This is a genomic window from Klebsiella sp. Sb-30 (assembly GCF_057652795.1).
Window position 1 is genome coordinate 4,655,986 of the sequence record NZ_CM172749.1, and the last position, 15,182, is coordinate 4,671,167.

Below are 15,182 nucleotides of genomic sequence, written 5' to 3' on the forward strand. Positions count from 1 at the left end.
GCGGCCCCGCGCGCTGGCGGGGCCCTGTGTTTAGCCGATGCGGGTAAACCCGGCCTCCAGATCGGCAATCAAATCGCCGACATCCTCCAGCCCGATATGTACCCTGACCAGCGTCCCGCTGAAATCCACCTCGCCGGCCGGACGAATACTGTTCAGCTCTTCCGGCTGGTTTGCCAGAATCAACGACTCGAACCCGCCCCACGAGTAGGCCATATGGAACAATGAGAAGTTATCGAGGAACGTCGACATTTGCTCATCCGTCAGGCGCTTTTTCAATACGAAGGAGAACAGGCCCGAGCTGCCGGTAAAATCCCGCTGAAAATATTCGTGGCCCGGACACTCTGCTAAAGCCGGATGATTCACCCGCGCCACTTCCGGCCTCGCCGACAGCCAGCGAGCAATGTGGATACTGCTCTCTTGATGCTGTCTGAGGCGCACCGCCAGCGTGCGCAGCCCGCGGCTGCCGTTATAGGCGGTATCCGCATCCAGCGTCTGGCCCATCAGATAGGAGTTTTCGCGCAGACGATCCCAGCAGCGGGCGTTGGAGACCGCCGTGCCCAGCATGGCGTCGGAATGGCCAATGGTGTACTTGGTGCCAGCCTGAATCGAAATATCCACCCCGTAGTCCAGCGCCTTAAACAGCACTCCCGCCGCCCAGGTGTTATCGATCATGATAACGATCTGCGGATTTACCGCGCGGATCGCGTTGACCATTCCCGGCACATCCTGGACTTCCATGGTGATTGAGCTGGGGGACTCGAGAAAGACCACTTTCGTCTCCGGGCGGATCAATTCGGCAATCCCGGCGCCGATCAGCGGATCGTAATAGGTGGTTTCAACGTTGAATTTGCTGAGGATCTTATTGCAGAAGTCCTGGGTTGGCTCATAGGCCGCGCCGGTCATCAGGATATGGTCGCCGCTTTGCACGAACGCCAGAATCGCATTGGTCACCGCCGCTGCCCCGCACGGATAGAGCGCGCAGCCCGCGCCGCCTTCCAGTTCACTCATCGCTTTCTGAAATGCGAAATGGGTGTAGGTCCCGCGGCGGCCATAGAACAGCTCGCCGTTGGCGCGATTGGCGGTAGCAAACTTTTTATCTTTTACCGTCTCAAAGACCAGCGAAGAGGCGCGCTGGATAACCGGGTTTACCGCCCCCTGAGTGTAGCGTTTGTCGCGTCCGGCGATAATTAACTGCGTGTCGAGCTTGAGTGAGTTCTTCATAACGTCTCCTGTAACATCCTTATATCCGTGCGAAAGCTTATACGGCGGCAGCCGTGGATTTCAGTTCAGCCTGTGCCGGCTTTTTTCCGGCGAAGCGTTCCACAATCTGCGCGGCGTTCAAATCATGAATCACGTTGATCAGGGTCGCCGGGGCATCGGTGATGGTGCCCAATACCACCAGCATCGGGATCGCCTCCATCGGCAGCCCCAGCGTGGTGACGATAAAAATTTCACCGAGGAATGCGCCGCCCGGTACGCCGCCGACGATAATGGCGGAGAGCACGGCGATCAGCATGGTCAGGAAGAAGGTCTCGGTGGTGAATTCCATCCCCAGCACCGAATAGATAAAAACAATCTTCAGTGCGGCGATCATGGCCACGCCGCCCTTATTCAGGTTAACCAGCAGCGGAATAGAGACATCGACGATTTCCGGGTTAATGCCCATCGCTTTACCGGCGCGCAGGGTGACGGGCAGCGTCCCTAATGAGGAGCAGGTCCCGAGCGCGGTCGCCGATGGTTCAACCGCATTACGCCAGAATGCTTTCACCGCCGGCATGCCGCCGCCGATCCAGGAATAGAGAATCGAACCGAAAATAAAATAGGCCAGCGTGGCAACCATAAACAGGCCGATCGCCCGGGCAAAGGTCAGCAGCAGCCCCGAGTCCTGGCTGGCCATCGTCGCGGCAAAATAGCAGCCCAGACCTATCGGCGCGACTTTCATAATGATCGAGACGATCTTCATGATGACGGTATTGGCATCTTCCAGCAGCGAGGCAATGCGTTTACCCGCCTGTTCCGATTGCCCGATGGCCACACCGGCAATAATCGCCATCACGATCAGCGCCAGAATATTGGACTTCGAGAACAGCCCGAGAAAATCGCTGGTGGTGATCATACTGACAAAATCCATCTTCCCGCTGCCCGCCTGCACCGACTGCGACAGATCGATGGTGACTCCCTGCGCCGGGTTGTACCATAAGGCGAGCGCGACGATGCCGGCCGCGGGAATAAAGGCCATCGCAATCGAGACAATAAAGATAATCGCCATAATGCGTCCCAGCCTTTTCAGGTCGGTCATACTGGCGATCGATGACATCACGCTGATTCCCACCAGCGGGACAATAATCATGAATAGCAGGTTAAGGAATATCTGACCTATCGGCTGTAATTTACCCGCCAGTCCCGGGGCGTAAATACCTGTCAGGCCGCCGATCACCAGGGCAATTAATAAAATAATAGAGGATTTGTAGGGTTCGAGTCGTGACCACATAACCGGTACCTTTTAATTAAAATTATATTAAATGAGATTAAATTCACAATTTAATGACTTTATGCGACGCCTCCTTTTATTTTGTGATGCAACTCACTTAAGTTGTTATTTTTTCATTTTGCCAGCAAGTTGTTTCCTGTGATTCAATAGTTGCATGTTTCAGATACGAATGTAACGGCTCATTCGTACCGTTTTTGCAAATCACTTGTGAATTAAAGGAAAAAATGAGCACGCCAATTTCACTCAAGCATCTGGAGTTTTTTATCAAAATTGTCGACTGCGGGGGATTATCTGAAGCCGCCGTACAGCTTAACGTCTCGCCCTCCGCGGTCAGTAAAAGCCTCTCGGCAATGGAAGATACGCTGGGCACAACATTAATTAAGCGTACCACCCGCAGTATTACGCTGACCGATGCCGGGCAATATCTCTTTAATCGCGCCAATAAGTTACTAAAAGAGTTTGATGATACGTTAAATACCACGTCCGGCTATTATCACAACCCGCAGGGTGAATTACGAATTACCTGCTCCATTGCCTTTGGCTACTCCCGGTTAGTCAACCTGGTGGATAAATATCGCCAGCAATACCCGGATGTGAATCTGTATATCGATTTGAACGATAATTTCGTCAACCTCAATGAAACCGACTTCGATATCGCTCTGCGTATCTCCACCGCACCGCCGCAAAACTACGCCATGCGCAAACTGGTTTCGATTCGCTGGGCCTATTGTGCATCCCCCGGCTATCTGGCTAAAAAAGGGATGCCGGTGCGGCGCAGCGATCTGGTGAATCATGATTGCCTGGTTTATCCCGGTTTAACGCCGGTGCTGAAGGTGACCGACGAACACGATCGCCCGCATCAGCTCAAGCTGCACATGCCTATCCAGGCCAACAGCAGCCTGGTGCTGTTAAAATCGGTGCTGGAAGATCAGGGCGTTGCCTACCTGCCGACCTACCTGATCGGCGATCATATTCAGAAAGAGGAGATCACGCCGCTGATCCTCGATGGGACGATCGCCTGCGAAACCCACGCACTGTATGCGCTCTATTTCCCCAGCAAATACAGCAATCCTAAAGTACGATCGTTTATCGATTTCCTGGTGGCAGAACTCGGCCCGGTGCCCACATGGGATAGCTGGATCCCCAGCTAGCCTTATCTCCTCTGCCATTTGATTTATTCAGAGTCCATTTAAGGAGCAAAAATGGCTGATATTACCCTGACGACCGGCGAGCGCGATCTGCTGCGCGAAAAGCTATGCGCATACTGCGAACAGAATTTTGACCTTGAACTGGAGCAGTTTGACGCCGAGTTCTTTGTCGATTTTATCGCGAAAGAGCTCGGCCCTATGTTCTATAACGCCGGGATTGAGGAGGCGATCCGCACCCACGTGGCTTACAGCGAGCGCATTCAGGAAGAGATGGATTTGAAGAAGGTCTACTAACGCCGCGGGATGGGTGGAAGATCAACAAATACACACAAACAACATGGTTATAATGGCGACTCTTTCATCATCTCCCGTGTACGGGGAAGGAAAATCATGTCGCTCATCACCGATCTACCCGCCATCTTCGACCAATTCTCGGACGCTCGTCAGAAGGGTTTTCTCACCGTCATGGACCTTAAAGAACAGAATGTGCCGCTAGTCGGCACCTACTGTACCTTTATGCCACAGGAGATAGCCATGGCGGCGGGCGCTGTCGTCGTCTCGCTGTGTTCCACTTCCGATGAGACCATTGAAGAGGCGGAGAAAGACCTGCCGCGCAACCTCTGCCCGCTGATTAAAAGCAGCTATGGCTTCGGCAAAACCGATAAATGCCCCTACTTTTATTTCTCTGACCAGGTGGTTGGCGAAACCACCTGCGATGGCAAAAAAAAGATGTACGAATACATGGCCGAGTTCAAGCCGGTGCACGTGATGCAGCTACCGAACAGCGCCAGCGACGCAGCCTCCCGGGCGTTGTGGAAAGCGGAGATCAAGCGTCTGCAGCAGGTGATTGAAACGCGTTTCGCAACACCAATCAGCGAAACGGCGCTGCGTGAAGCCATCGTGTTGAAAAATCGCGAACGCCGGGCGCTGGCCAATTTCTATCGCCTCGGGCAGTTAAATCCACCGGCGCTCAGCGGCGGCGAGATACTGAAAGTGGTTTACGGCGCGACCTTCCGTTTCGACAAAACCGCGCTGATTGATGAACTCAACGCGATGGCAGAACGTATCCATCAACAATGGCGGGAAGGTCAACGACTGGAGGCCCGCCCGCGTATTCTGATCACCGGCTGCCCGATCGGCGGAGCGGCGGAAAAAGTGGTCCGCGCCATCGAAGACAACGGCGGCTGGGTGGTGGGTTATGAGAACTGCACCGGCGCGAAAGCTACCGAGCACTGTGTGGCGGAAGATGGCGACGTCTACGATGCCTTAACCGATAAATATCTCGCTATTGGCTGCTCCTGCATTTCGCCCAACGATCGGCGCCTGCAGCTGCTGAGCCAGATGGTCGAGGAGTATCAGGCCGATGGCGTGGTCGACGTCATCCTGCAGGCCTGCCATACCTACGCCGTTGAATCGCTGGCGATTAAGCGTCACGTACGTCAGCGGCACGACATCCCCTATATCGCGATTGAAACCGACTATTCGACGGCAGATCTCGGCCAGCTCAGTACCCGCGTCGCCGCATTTATCGAAATGCTGTAAGGAGCGCGCGTGATCTACACGGTAGGTATTGACTCTGGTTCCACCGCGACAAAAGGCATCCTGCTGGCAGACGGCGTCATTACGCGCCGTTTCCTCTGCCCGACCCCTTTTCGCCCCGCCGACGCCATCAACGACGCCTGGGAGACCCTGCGCGCGGGCCTCGCGGAACCCCCTTTTTTAACCCTCACCGGCTATGGTCGCCAACTGGTTGATTTTGCCGATAAACAGGTGACGGAGATTTCCTGTCACGGGCTCGGCGCACGTCTGCTGGCGCCGGAAACCCGCACGGTTATTGATATCGGCGGCCAGGACAGCAAAGTCATCCAGCTGGATGCGCAGGGCAACCTCAGCGACTTTCTGATGAATGACAAATGCGCGGCCGGCACCGGTCGCTTTCTGGAGGTGATTTCGCGAACCCTCGGCACCAGCGTCGAGCAGCTGGACGCCATTACCGAAGGCGTTGAAGCGCACGCCATCACCAGCATGTGCACGGTATTCGCCGAATCGGAAGTTATCAGCCTGCGTTCAGCCGGAGTCGCGCCGGAGGCGATTCTGGCCGGGGTGATCAACGCCATGGCCCGGCGCAGCGCAAACTTTATCGGCCGCTTGTCCGCGCAGGGGCCATTGCTGTTTACCGGCGGCGTCAGCCACTGCGCCGCCTTCGCCCGCATGCTGGAGACGCATGTCGGTATGCCGGTCGCCACCCATCCCGACGCCCAGTTCGCCGGGGCGCTCGGCGCGGCGCTAATCGGCCAGCGTCTGCGGAGGCGCGAATGAGCAGTTGGCTGTATCTGTTTCATTCAACCGTTGGCGTGGTACAGACCCGCAAGGCGCTGCAGGCCGCCGGGGTTGCCTTTCAAATCAAAGATATTCCGCGCCAGCTGCGCAGCGGCTGCGGTCTGTGCGTGTTGATTGAGGGAACGGAAGACGCGGCGCGAAGCTGGATAATCGCGGGGCATACGGCGGCGCTGTATCAGCAGAGTGGGGAAGCGTGGCAGTGCATCGCCAGCTTCCCGCAGAAGGATTAATCGGTAATCACGAACCGCGTCGGCGCAAAACAGTTCAGAATCCGGTGCACGAGGAAAACCAGCGTCAGCGTGACGATAAGCGAGGTGGTCACCGAGGTAATCCGGTACAGATCGCTGAAGATCAGATCCTGGTCCGGATGCAGGTTCTGGCCGAACATGATCCCGATGGTGGTGATGCTGGCGAAGCCCACCCCGGCGCCTACCTTTTCCATTACGTGCAGGCGAGCGCTAAAGGCCAGACCCAGGCCAATCAACGGCATCATCAATACCATATGATTGCTGAAATCGTAGATAAGCAGCTGCACCACCAGAATATACAGGCAGGACAGCACCACCCCCGCGACGCGCCACACCGAGCTTATCACCGCGCCGCGGTAATGCATCGGGAACAGGATCAGGATCCCCGCCATCAGCGCCGAAAGGGAATCGCTGAGATCGCAGATCTGGAAGACCACGAAAATCAGGGTGGCAACGGTGCCGGAGAGCAGCGATTCATGCCGCACCCTGGCGGCGTCTTTCTCGATTCGCGGCGGCGGCTTACGCGGTTCGACGTCCGGAATCAGGTAATTCATTAACGCGCTGAGCGCCACCGCCATCACGCAGGCTTCCATATTAGAGAACAGCAGCGTGTGCCAGTTGCTGGTGGGATAGCTCATAAAGTTGAGCATCGTGCTCTGACAGACCACCCCCATCGATCCCAGCAGAAACAGCGGTCCCTGGCTCATGAAGCGAAAACGCATCACGTAGAGGCCAAAAACCACCAGCGTCATCACAATCGGCCATTGCGACAGATAGCCGACGATCAATACCATTTCAACGCAGTTTACTGCCGCACTAAAGATAAACTGCCTGGCGACGTGACGATTAAAAACCGGCACCAGCGACAGCAGCATCAGCGGATAGACTACAAAGAAGACGCCGTACTGCACATCGTAGAAGGTCGAGATACTCAGCGCTATCATCCCGGCAAAGGCGATCCGCAGCGTCTGACGAAAGTCATTCGCCGTGTAAACGATATTACCGTGCGGGGTGAAAACGCGAGCCAGCGTATTAATAGACATAGTGCAGCAGGCTCACCAGATGGATCTGCAGGCCGGCAAAGGTGCGGGCGAACGGACCCTCGCTGTTATAGAGCTGAACCGTGGCACGGGCGCCGGTCGGCAGCGGTTTGTCCAGCGGTTCATCAAGCGCGACGTGGATCCGCATCCGCTGGGCATCGCGCACCCAGCGGGTGGACTGCTCCGGCTGCGACAGCTGGCCGTTAACCTCTTCCTGGCCGGCTAAAATCCCGGCGTCGCTGCTGGTCACGTGCGCCGGAAATACTCTCCCCGGCAGCGCATCGAAAACCACCGCAGCGTCGGTATTCACCCCGGTGTGGCGCAGGCTCTTCTCACGAAAATCAGCGACGATATCGGTATGGTTGCTGACCAGCGCCAGCAGCGGCGTGGCGGCGGTAGCATACAGACCCGGATTGAGCTGCAGGTTGCTCACCATTCCGTCCGTTTCGGCATAGACTTTGCTCCAGCCAAGGTTGAGCTGCGCCTCTTCCAGCGCGTTGCGGTATTTTTGCAGCGTCACGTTACGGTTATCGTCGCGCTCTCCGCGCTGGATCAGCAGATTCTGGATGCTGGCATTCAGCGCGCTGACCGACTGTTCACTGGTCTGCCAGGTTGTGCGCACCTTATCGAGATCCGATTGCGAAACGTTCTGCATGGTGCTCAGCCGCTGATAGCGATCCAGAGTCACTTTATCGTTGCGGGCGGTGAACTGCGCGGTGCGCAGGTTGGCGCGTGCGGCGGCAAGCTGGGCATCAAGCTGCTGATTGCTCAGTTTTGCTTGCTCATAGGCGATCTGCGCGGCCTGGACTTTGTTGATAAACGGCGTCGGATCCAGCTCATAGAGCAGATCCCCTTTCTTCACCTGGCTATTGTTGTGCACATAGACCTGCGACACATAGCCGGAGACACGTGGTGAAACGGGCGTCACGACCCGCATGACGGTCGAGTCCGGCGTCAGCGGGATCCAGATATCGGCAACGATAAACCAGGCGAATATCGTCAGGAACGCGACAATACTTACCCTTACCCAGCGGGCAAATTTTTGTTCAGGGGTCATCATAGTTTTTTAGATCTTGTTATCTTCTTCGCGGATTGTCCGCAAATTGCAGGCGATGTGATTTAAGGTGGCGCTGAAGGTGGCGAGATCCGCCGCAGGAATGGTCCGGGTGACGCGGGATTGATAGGTCTCAATCACACGATTCAGTTCTTCCAGTATCGACCGGCCTTCCGCCGTCAGCGTCAGCAGGCGTATGCGTTTGTCATATGGCGATGTGGAACGCACCAGATAGCCCTGGTTTTCCAGCTGCGTGAGGGTGCGCATCAGCGGCGGCAGTTCAATACCCTGCACCTCCGCCAGTTCGCTGACCGAGACGTTATCCCCCAGCTGATGCAGCTGCATCAGCACCGTCCAGCTTGACTGGGTCAGGCCGGTATCGGTGATAGCAGAGTCAATAGTCGCACGCCACTGGCGTACCACCATCGCCATCCGCATTCCCATCGGGCGGCGGGCGAACAGTTCGTCTTCGGTCATGTTTCTTTCCTCAGTTAGCTGAGAAGAAAATAATACTTATCAGGATAAGTATCAAGAAACGGTGGGCGCAGAAGCATTAATTGATAAATATTGTGAATGTAATAACCCTGGCGGACATTTCCCCGGTCGCGCTACCGCTTGCCGGGGCTATGGCCTCGTGCGGTTTTGTCGCCCGGACAGGTGCTCAGCAGCGCCTCCGGGAAAATCCCGGTCGCGCTGCGCTTACCGGGGCTATGAATTGGTCACCCGGGTAGCACGTTTACGCCGTCATCCGGGGAAAAGCGCATTTTTTAATTGAGCTGATCTCGCCTCAGCCCGACATCCTTGAGCTGTTCATCGCTCATTCGCTGCAAAATCCGTCGCGTTTGCTGCCGTAACCACCATTTTCTTATCATTCGGCCCAGTAATACGAAGCCGATAAACGGCTGTTTTGCCCGGTTCTCGTGAAATTCCATCCTCTACCTCCTCGCCTTGCCAGAGGCTTTATCTTCGCGGATCTGAAGCCAAACAATACAGATGCACAAAATACTTTTCTTTAACATACAGATTGATTAAAACGGTATCTGCGTGGCTTTTTTTTCATCCATCTGTACTGGTTTATCTATCTGTATGGCGACAATAAAGGATACAGCATGACGCGTTACCAACATCTGGCCAGTCTGCTGGCAGAACGTATTGAGCAAGGGCTGTATCGCGACGGCGAAAAACTGCCGTCGGTACGCAGCCTGAGTCAGGAGCACGGTGTCAGCATCAGTACCGTCCAGCAGGCCTACCAGACGCTGGAACAGCAGCGGCTGATCACCCCGCAGCCGCGTTCCGGCTATTTTGTCGCCCCGCGTAAAGCCCAGCCGCCGGTACCGCCGATGTCGCGCCCGGTTCAGCGCCCGGTGGAGATCACCCAGTGGGATCAGGTGCTGACCATGCTCGACGCGCGCAATGATAAAACCATCATCCCCTTCGGCGGCGGCTCGCCGGACGTCACTCAGCCCAGCCTGAAACCGTTGTGGCGTGAGCTTAGCCGGGTGATTCAGCATAACCTCAGCGAGGTGCTGAACTACGACGAGCTGGCCGGGCGCCGCGAACTGCGTGAACAAATTGCCCGCCTGATGCTCGACGGCGGTTCCGTGGTGACCGCCGATGATTTAGTGATCACCAGCGGCTGCCATAGCGCCCTGTCGCTGGCCCTGCTGTCGGTGTGCCAGCCCGGCGATATCGTTGCCGTCGAATCTCCGTCCTATTACGGCACCATGCAGCTGCTGCGCGGTCTGGGGATCAAAGCCATTGAGATCCCTACCGATCCGGACAGTGGGATCAGTATCGAAGCGCTGGAGCTGGCGCTGGAGCAGTGGCCGATCAAAGGCGTTATCCTGGTGCCGAACTGCAATAACCCGCAGGGTTTTATCATGCCGGATGCCCGCAAGCGCGCGGTGCTGACCCTCGCCCAGCGTCACGATATTGTCATTTTCGAAGATGATATTTACGGCGAGCTGGCCACCGACTACCCGCGTCCGCGCACCATTCACTCGTGGGATATCGACGGCCGGGTGATGCTCTGCAGCTCGTTTACCAAAACTATCGCGCCGGGCCTGCGCATCGGCTGGATCGCGCCAGGCCGCTACTACGATCGTCTGCTGCAGATGAAATACGCCGCCAGCGGGACCAACGTTCCTTCAACCCAGCTGGCCGCCTGTAACTTCATCCGCGAAGGCCACTACCATCGCCACGTGCGGCGGATGCGGCAGATCTACCAGCGCAATATGGAGATCTACACCTGCTGGCTGCGGGAATACTTCCCCTGCGGCATCTGCGTTACCCGGCCGAAGGGCGGCTATATGCTGTGGGTTGAGCTCCCCGAGCACGTCGATATGGTCTGCGTCGCGAAGCAGCTGTGCCGCCTGAAAATCCAGGTCGCGCCGGGTTCGCTGTTCTCGGCGTCCGGGAAATACCGCAACTGTTTAAGGATCAACTGCGCCCTGCCGCCGATCGATAAGCACCGGGAGGTGATGGTGAAGCTGGGGGAGGCGGTGAAGGTGGCGATGGAGTGAGTTTTTCACCGTAGAGAACCGGCTTGTCCTCCGGCGGCGCTGCGCTGACCGGGGCTGCGGGTTGGTCATCCGGATAGGGCACGACAAGCGCCATCTTCGGGATTTACATGCATGTACTGCACATGTCTCACTCTCCATCAGCTAAAACATATATACCACTGCTCTCACATCTACGTTCACAAATAAACGATAGCGATAACAATGATGCCATGTACTCACCCAATATTTTGATTAATGGTCTTCGTCTCAGCCTACATGTGAAACTCAATTTTTGGCCCCAATCTCATAGGGCCATGGTCATACTGGCTATCTGACATCCCTTTCTCTCAGAATGAGATTAATTTCCTGTAAAGCATCTAGCTGTCTTTTCTCAAAAGTCGTTGGCACATCGGAGCGACAAATAGTCGCAAGGCTGAAAAAACCGCCTGCAAATCCGGTCAAACCAGAGACCAGATCCCATTGACCATGAATATAATACCACCCTCCGGCAAAGAGCATTAAAATACCGCACCCGGCCAAAATTTTTAAGGCGAGGGTTGATTTTCTTTTCCTCTCCTTCTCCAAAATCTTTAACCTATGCTGCTCTTCTGAAAGTAACTCATCATTATCACAATGAATGAATAACTTAAATTTGTTCTCAGTTGAATGATCATTAATAGTGACATCGCCCTTAATGTCGCCAGAATTAAAATCTCGCATATTGTTCGCCTTATCATGATAACTGTTCAATAAAATTTACTTCACCATTTTGCCTGAAAATCCGCCTCTATCAATGGGAAAATAAAATTGGTGCCATTTCATATTTCTGATAAATGTTTAACGCAATACATTACGTTTTTTGATATAAAATATAACCATGATCAATAGTATTGGCATCAGGGAGTCCATCAAATGGTACAAGATCCACAATCACTCACCCCTTTCTTCAGGAACTTCGCGCAGAAAAATAACGAAAACAATGCTGAGTGGGGGTCAGGATATCGTGAGATTGTTGGCCGGGTTCAGCGCGAGAAGCCAGATTTCAGCGATCAAACCATCATGGACCTTTGGTATACACGTGATAACCGGGTTGCCAGCCTGCGGCAAGGTGGCATGTCTCATGAAGAGTTTATACAAGCTAAAGATGACCTCCGCGAGCTCACCAGGCTCATTGCCTCTGGTTGCACACTTGAGGTGTTTGAGCTGGCTCATCAACGCTTACAGTCTCTAAAAGAGCAAGGTAAGCTGAAGAAATTCTACCGTGCACTATGCAGCCGCACCTTTGCAGCCTTCTACCCCTCGCAAATAACCAGCATTATCAACGAAGGGGTCTTCTTCAGCGTTTATAATTATTGCAATAACCACTTCCAGCTAAATCTGCCAAAGGACGGTGAATGGACGCCGTCAAAGTGGTTTAAGCTTAATATCGCACTTAAAGAAACCTTCCATCGCTACCTCAATAACGACCCGGACGATATTGAGCTCAATATGTCGCTTTGGCATTTGTATGAGCTTGAAATTGAAGAAGAGGGCAACAGTGCAGATAGCATTGAGTCATCCATCTTAAGCGATGATGATCGTGGCAATGAACCGAACGATATTCTTCCCGCTAAAAACCTCATACTGTATGGACCTCCGGGAACAGGAAAAACCTACAAAACCATTGAAATTGCAGTACGCGCCTGTGAGCCACAAGCCTATGCTCGCCTGGAAGGAAAAGAAAAAACAGAGCGTCGCACCGAGCTTAAAAAGATGTATGACACGCTCATTGACGAAAAGCGCATACGCTTTATCACCTTCCACCAAAGTTTTGGCTATGAAGAGTTCATTGAGGGACTTCGGGCGGAAACCAGTGATGATGGCAATGTCCGCTATGACATAAAACCCGGCGTATTCAAGCAAATTTGCGAAGATGCTTCTTTCGGTAACGCAGGGGCACAATTGGCCCTTGATGATGCTCTGGAGAAGTTCAAGGCACAGTGTGCAGAAAAAGACACCATTGTTTTAAAGACAACTAATGGCAGCGTCTTCCGGGTTTCCTACGCCAATAACAGCACATTCCGGGTATTCCCCTCCCAATCCAAAAACGATCAACTTGATAAAGGCTATCCCGCATCGATTGAAAATATTCGTCGTCTTTATCAGGGGGAGAAAGAGAATATTTATAATATTTCCTACGTTCGCGGCATCCTTCAATATCTGATTAAAGAATGGCATCTCCCCGCAACGCCAGAAGCGCCACAGACAAAGAAAAAGCAGAATTATGTCTTGATCATTGATGAAATTAACCGTGGCAATATCTCCAGGATATTTGGCGAGCTCATTACTTTGATTGAAACCTCTAAACGCGCAGGCGAAAGTGAAGCGCTAAGCGTTAGCCTTCCTTACTCATCGCAACCCTTTTCTGTACCTAATAATCTATACATCATAGGTACCATGAATACCGCGGATCGTTCGCTGACCGCGTTAGATACCGCCTTGCGTCGGCGCTTCGAATTTCAACCCCTCATGCCGGATGTATCGGTACTGAACGACGCGGTTATCCAGGGAATTAATCTTACGGAATTGCTTACCACGCTGAATGCGAGAATTCAGGCACTTTATGACAGCGAGCATACCCTCGGACATGCTTTTTTTATGCCGGTCGTACAAGAGAAAGACAATCCCGTTGAAGCGTTTAAAAAATTAAAACGCGTGATGAAGAATAAAATACTCCCGCTACTGGAAGAGTATTTTTATAACGACTGGCAGAAAATTCGCCTGGTGCTCGGTGACAATCAAAAAGCAGAAAAATCACTGCATTTTGTTCGCTCAGTAGAAAACCAGAACGATCTGGCAACGCTTTTCGGCAAAACTGCGATTGATGACCTTCAGGAAGCAGGCATCAGCTACCAATTATGTAAGGACAACGATCCGGTCTGGGATAATGCGCTGGCATACCAGCAAATTTACAATCCGGGCTCTACAGCGGCGGTGCAAGACTGATGGCTGGCAGCACGCACTCCATTTTTGAGTACGGTTATCTTGTCAGCGAAGAGGACCGGGGAAAATTCGCTGATGCAGAACCACTCCCTACCGCAGCATTTCGCTGGCTAGAACAACGCTGCCTGAAAGACAATGAGGGTGAGGACCAACGCTTGTTATCTCTGCGCGCCATTGGTGGCGTCAAAGTGATTCAGGTGAAAAATTACGTTGGCATTATTGCTCTGCCTCAACAGCGACTTATTGAGGTCTTGCCAAAAACGGGTAAGAAGCAAGATAAGCCACTTGAGGCCCGCCAGCGATTATTAATGATGCTGACAACGCTGAAGGATTTTCGCCATATTGAAACCACAGCAGCCAGCATCATGACGTCACGGATGACATTAATAGATATTTTCATCCAACAGTTCATCACGAGCATGGAGGCTATCGTTCGCAAAGGATTAAAACACGATTACCTCCGTCAGCAGGACAACCTTCCTTGGCTAAAAGGTAAGTTACTGATAAGCGAGCAGCTCAAAAAAAATAGCGTCCGCCGCGATCGCTTCTATGTGGAATATGATGAATATCGCGTCGAGCGACCAGAAAACCGGCTGTTGAAAACGGCTATTGATAAGGTTTATAGCTACGCGACTAACCCGCAACTTCTACAGGCCCTGAACCGCCTGCAGGCGCTTTTTGAACCCATACCGAAGGTCGATAATATTGATATCGCCTTCAGGCAGATTCATCTGGATCGCCATATGCAGCATTACGAAAAGGCGCTGAACTGGGCAAAGCTAATCTTGCAAGGTAATTCGCCGCATTGTATGCAAGGCCATACAGAAGCCATCTCTCTCTTGTTCCCTATGGAAGCCGTATTTGAAGCCTTTGTGACGACATGGTTCCGTCAGCATTACCACGCTCACTGGCAAGTGAAGCCGCAGTCGAGGTCACATTATCTTGCCCGGTACGACACATCTTCCATGTTTCAGCTCCGCCCGGATATCTGGCTTATACCGCACGATAACTCAGAGAAATCATCTATCATTTGCGACATGAAATGGAAGCTGGTTGAAGCAGCCAACAGTAAGTTCAACCTTGCCCAGAGCGATTTATACCAAATGCTGGCCTATGGTATGAATCATCTGCAAGGCGCAGGGGACATGCTCTTAATTTATCCCCACCATGCCGGATTCAGCGTTCCGCTTGAGCACCCTTTTGAATTCAATCATTCAGGGGGAAAGACGCTACGCCTGTGGGTGGTACCGTTCGAGGTAGGTACCAGCCTGCGAACCTCCAGGTTACTTATGCCGGCAAAGTTTAGCCTGACAGACAGCGGACCTTTGTCGATTTTATCGTTACAATAGCCACCAAATTCTTCCAGAACGAGTCCATC

General features: G+C 53.4%; 15 protein-coding genes. 8 read left to right on the plus strand and 7 right to left on the minus strand.

The window, feature by feature from the left end; genetic code table 11:
- Positions 1 to 30: 30 nt before the first annotated feature.
- Positions 31 to 1,221, minus strand: coding sequence for a cystathionine beta-lyase (gene metC, locus AC236I_RS21790; RefSeq protein WP_015585218.1), 1,191 nt, complete (start codon positions 1,219 to 1,221; stop codon positions 31 to 33).
- Positions 1,222 to 1,258: 37 nt separating this feature from the next.
- Positions 1,259 to 2,491, minus strand: a complete 1,233-nt coding sequence (locus AC236I_RS21795) for a dicarboxylate/amino acid:cation symporter (RefSeq protein WP_004857539.1) — start codon at positions 2,489 to 2,491, stop codon at positions 1,259 to 1,261.
- Between the two features lie 224 nt (positions 2,492 to 2,715).
- Here AC236I_RS21795 and AC236I_RS21800 point away from each other — a divergent pair, with 224 nt between their 5' ends.
- From AC236I_RS21800 to AC236I_RS21820, 5 genes are all read left to right on the plus strand, one after another.
- Positions 2,716 to 3,642, plus strand: coding sequence for a LysR family transcriptional regulator (locus AC236I_RS21800; RefSeq protein WP_004857536.1), 927 nt, complete (start codon positions 2,716 to 2,718; stop codon positions 3,640 to 3,642).
- Positions 3,643 to 3,693: 51 nt separating this feature from the next.
- Positions 3,694 to 3,933, plus strand: coding sequence for a DUF2164 domain-containing protein (locus AC236I_RS21805; RefSeq protein WP_004857534.1), 240 nt, complete (start codon positions 3,694 to 3,696; stop codon positions 3,931 to 3,933).
- 96 nt (positions 3,934 to 4,029) lie between these two features.
- Positions 4,030 to 5,181: a putative 2-hydroxyacyl-CoA dehydratase YjiM gene (locus AC236I_RS21810; protein WP_487608633.1), complete on the plus strand. Its 1,152-nt coding sequence runs from the start codon at positions 4,030 to 4,032 to the stop codon at positions 5,179 to 5,181.
- A gap of 9 nt (positions 5,182 to 5,190) precedes the next feature.
- On the plus strand, positions 5,191 to 5,958 hold the full coding sequence (gene yjiL, locus AC236I_RS21815; protein ID WP_032716508.1) for a putative 2-hydroxyacyl-CoA dehydratase activator YjiL: 768 nt from the start codon (positions 5,191 to 5,193) through the stop codon (positions 5,956 to 5,958).
- Positions 5,955 to 6,209 (plus strand): putative Se/S carrier protein, encoded by a 255-nt coding sequence (locus tag AC236I_RS21820; protein WP_004857528.1) that lies wholly within the window; start codon positions 5,955 to 5,957, stop codon positions 6,207 to 6,209. The genes yjiL and AC236I_RS21820 overlap by 4 nt, the downstream gene beginning before the upstream one ends.
- Here AC236I_RS21820 and AC236I_RS21825 read toward each other — a convergent pair.
- From AC236I_RS21825 to AC236I_RS21840, 4 genes are all read right to left on the minus strand, one after another.
- Entirely contained in the window at positions 6,206 to 7,270 is a 1,065-nt protein-coding gene (locus AC236I_RS21825; protein ID WP_004857527.1) for a DUF2955 domain-containing protein, read from the minus strand. The two genes, AC236I_RS21820 and AC236I_RS21825, sit on opposite strands and share 4 nt — an antisense overlap.
- Positions 7,260 to 8,327: an HlyD family secretion protein gene (locus AC236I_RS21830; RefSeq protein ID WP_004857525.1), complete on the minus strand. Its 1,068-nt coding sequence runs from the start codon at positions 8,325 to 8,327 to the stop codon at positions 7,260 to 7,262. The genes AC236I_RS21825 and AC236I_RS21830 overlap by 11 nt, the downstream gene beginning before the upstream one ends.
- 6 nt (positions 8,328 to 8,333) lie before the next feature.
- Positions 8,334 to 8,798: a MarR family winged helix-turn-helix transcriptional regulator gene (locus tag AC236I_RS21835; RefSeq protein ID WP_004857523.1), complete on the minus strand. Its 465-nt coding sequence runs from the start codon at positions 8,796 to 8,798 to the stop codon at positions 8,334 to 8,336.
- A 290-nt stretch (positions 8,799 to 9,088) separates the two neighbouring features.
- The gene (locus AC236I_RS21840; RefSeq protein WP_004857521.1) at positions 9,089 to 9,253 is read right to left on the minus strand and encodes a DUF1127 domain-containing protein; all 165 of its coding nucleotides are present in this window, start codon (positions 9,251 to 9,253) and stop codon (positions 9,089 to 9,091) included.
- Positions 9,254 to 9,430: 177 nt separating this feature from the next.
- On the opposite strand from AC236I_RS21840, the gene AC236I_RS21845 reads away from it, so the two are divergent.
- Positions 9,431 to 10,843 (plus strand): aminotransferase-like domain-containing protein, encoded by a 1,413-nt coding sequence (locus tag AC236I_RS21845; RefSeq protein ID WP_015585221.1) that lies wholly within the window; start codon positions 9,431 to 9,433, stop codon positions 10,841 to 10,843.
- 306 nt (positions 10,844 to 11,149) lie between these two features.
- Here the strand turns inward: AC236I_RS21845 and AC236I_RS21850 are convergent, their stop codons facing one another.
- Complete coding sequence (locus tag AC236I_RS21850; protein WP_097358162.1) at positions 11,150 to 11,542, minus strand: hypothetical protein; 393 nt, start codon at positions 11,540 to 11,542, stop codon at positions 11,150 to 11,152.
- Between the two features lie 192 nt (positions 11,543 to 11,734).
- On the opposite strand from AC236I_RS21850, the gene AC236I_RS21855 reads away from it, so the two are divergent.
- Positions 11,735 to 13,807: an McrB family protein gene (locus tag AC236I_RS21855; protein ID WP_097358161.1), complete on the plus strand. Its 2,073-nt coding sequence runs from the start codon at positions 11,735 to 11,737 to the stop codon at positions 13,805 to 13,807.
- On the plus strand, positions 13,804 to 15,153 hold the full coding sequence (locus AC236I_RS21860; RefSeq protein WP_406628720.1) for an McrC family protein: 1,350 nt from the start codon (positions 13,804 to 13,806) through the stop codon (positions 15,151 to 15,153). Before AC236I_RS21855 ends, AC236I_RS21860 begins: the two co-directional genes overlap by 4 nt.
- The last annotated feature ends 29 nt before the right edge of the window (positions 15,154 to 15,182 follow it).

Bases quoted from the DNA above. Each gene is read 5' to 3' on its own strand.
- AC236I_RS21850 (WP_097358162.1), bottom strand. From the start codon at position 11,542: ATGCGAGATTTTAATTCTGGCGACATTAAGGGCGATGTCACTATTAAT.
- AC236I_RS21835 (WP_004857523.1), bottom strand. From the start codon at position 8,798: ATGACCGAAGACGAACTGTTCGCCCGCCGCCCGATGGGAATGCGGATG.
- metC (WP_015585218.1), bottom strand. From the start codon at position 1,221: ATGAAGAACTCACTCAAGCTCGACACGCAGTTAATTATCGCCGGACGC.
- AC236I_RS21830 (WP_004857525.1), bottom strand. From the start codon at position 8,327: ATGATGACCCCTGAACAAAAATTTGCCCGCTGGGTAAGGGTAAGTATT.
- AC236I_RS21795 (WP_004857539.1), bottom strand. From the start codon at position 2,491: ATGTGGTCACGACTCGAACCCTACAAATCCTCTATTATTTTATTAATT.
- AC236I_RS21805 (WP_004857534.1), top strand. From the start codon at position 3,694: ATGGCTGATATTACCCTGACGACCGGCGAGCGCGATCTGCTGCGCGAA.
- AC236I_RS21820 (WP_004857528.1), top strand. From the start codon at position 5,955: ATGAGCAGTTGGCTGTATCTGTTTCATTCAACCGTTGGCGTGGTACAG.
- AC236I_RS21825 (WP_004857527.1), bottom strand. From the start codon at position 7,270: ATGTCTATTAATACGCTGGCTCGCGTTTTCACCCCGCACGGTAATATC.
- AC236I_RS21800 (WP_004857536.1), top strand. From the start codon at position 2,716: ATGAGCACGCCAATTTCACTCAAGCATCTGGAGTTTTTTATCAAAATT.
- AC236I_RS21845 (WP_015585221.1), top strand. From the start codon at position 9,431: ATGACGCGTTACCAACATCTGGCCAGTCTGCTGGCAGAACGTATTGAG.
- AC236I_RS21840 (WP_004857521.1), bottom strand. From the start codon at position 9,253: ATGGAATTTCACGAGAACCGGGCAAAACAGCCGTTTATCGGCTTCGTA.
- AC236I_RS21810 (WP_487608633.1), top strand. From the start codon at position 4,030: ATGTCGCTCATCACCGATCTACCCGCCATCTTCGACCAATTCTCGGAC.
- AC236I_RS21855 (WP_097358161.1), top strand. From the start codon at position 11,735: ATGGTACAAGATCCACAATCACTCACCCCTTTCTTCAGGAACTTCGCG.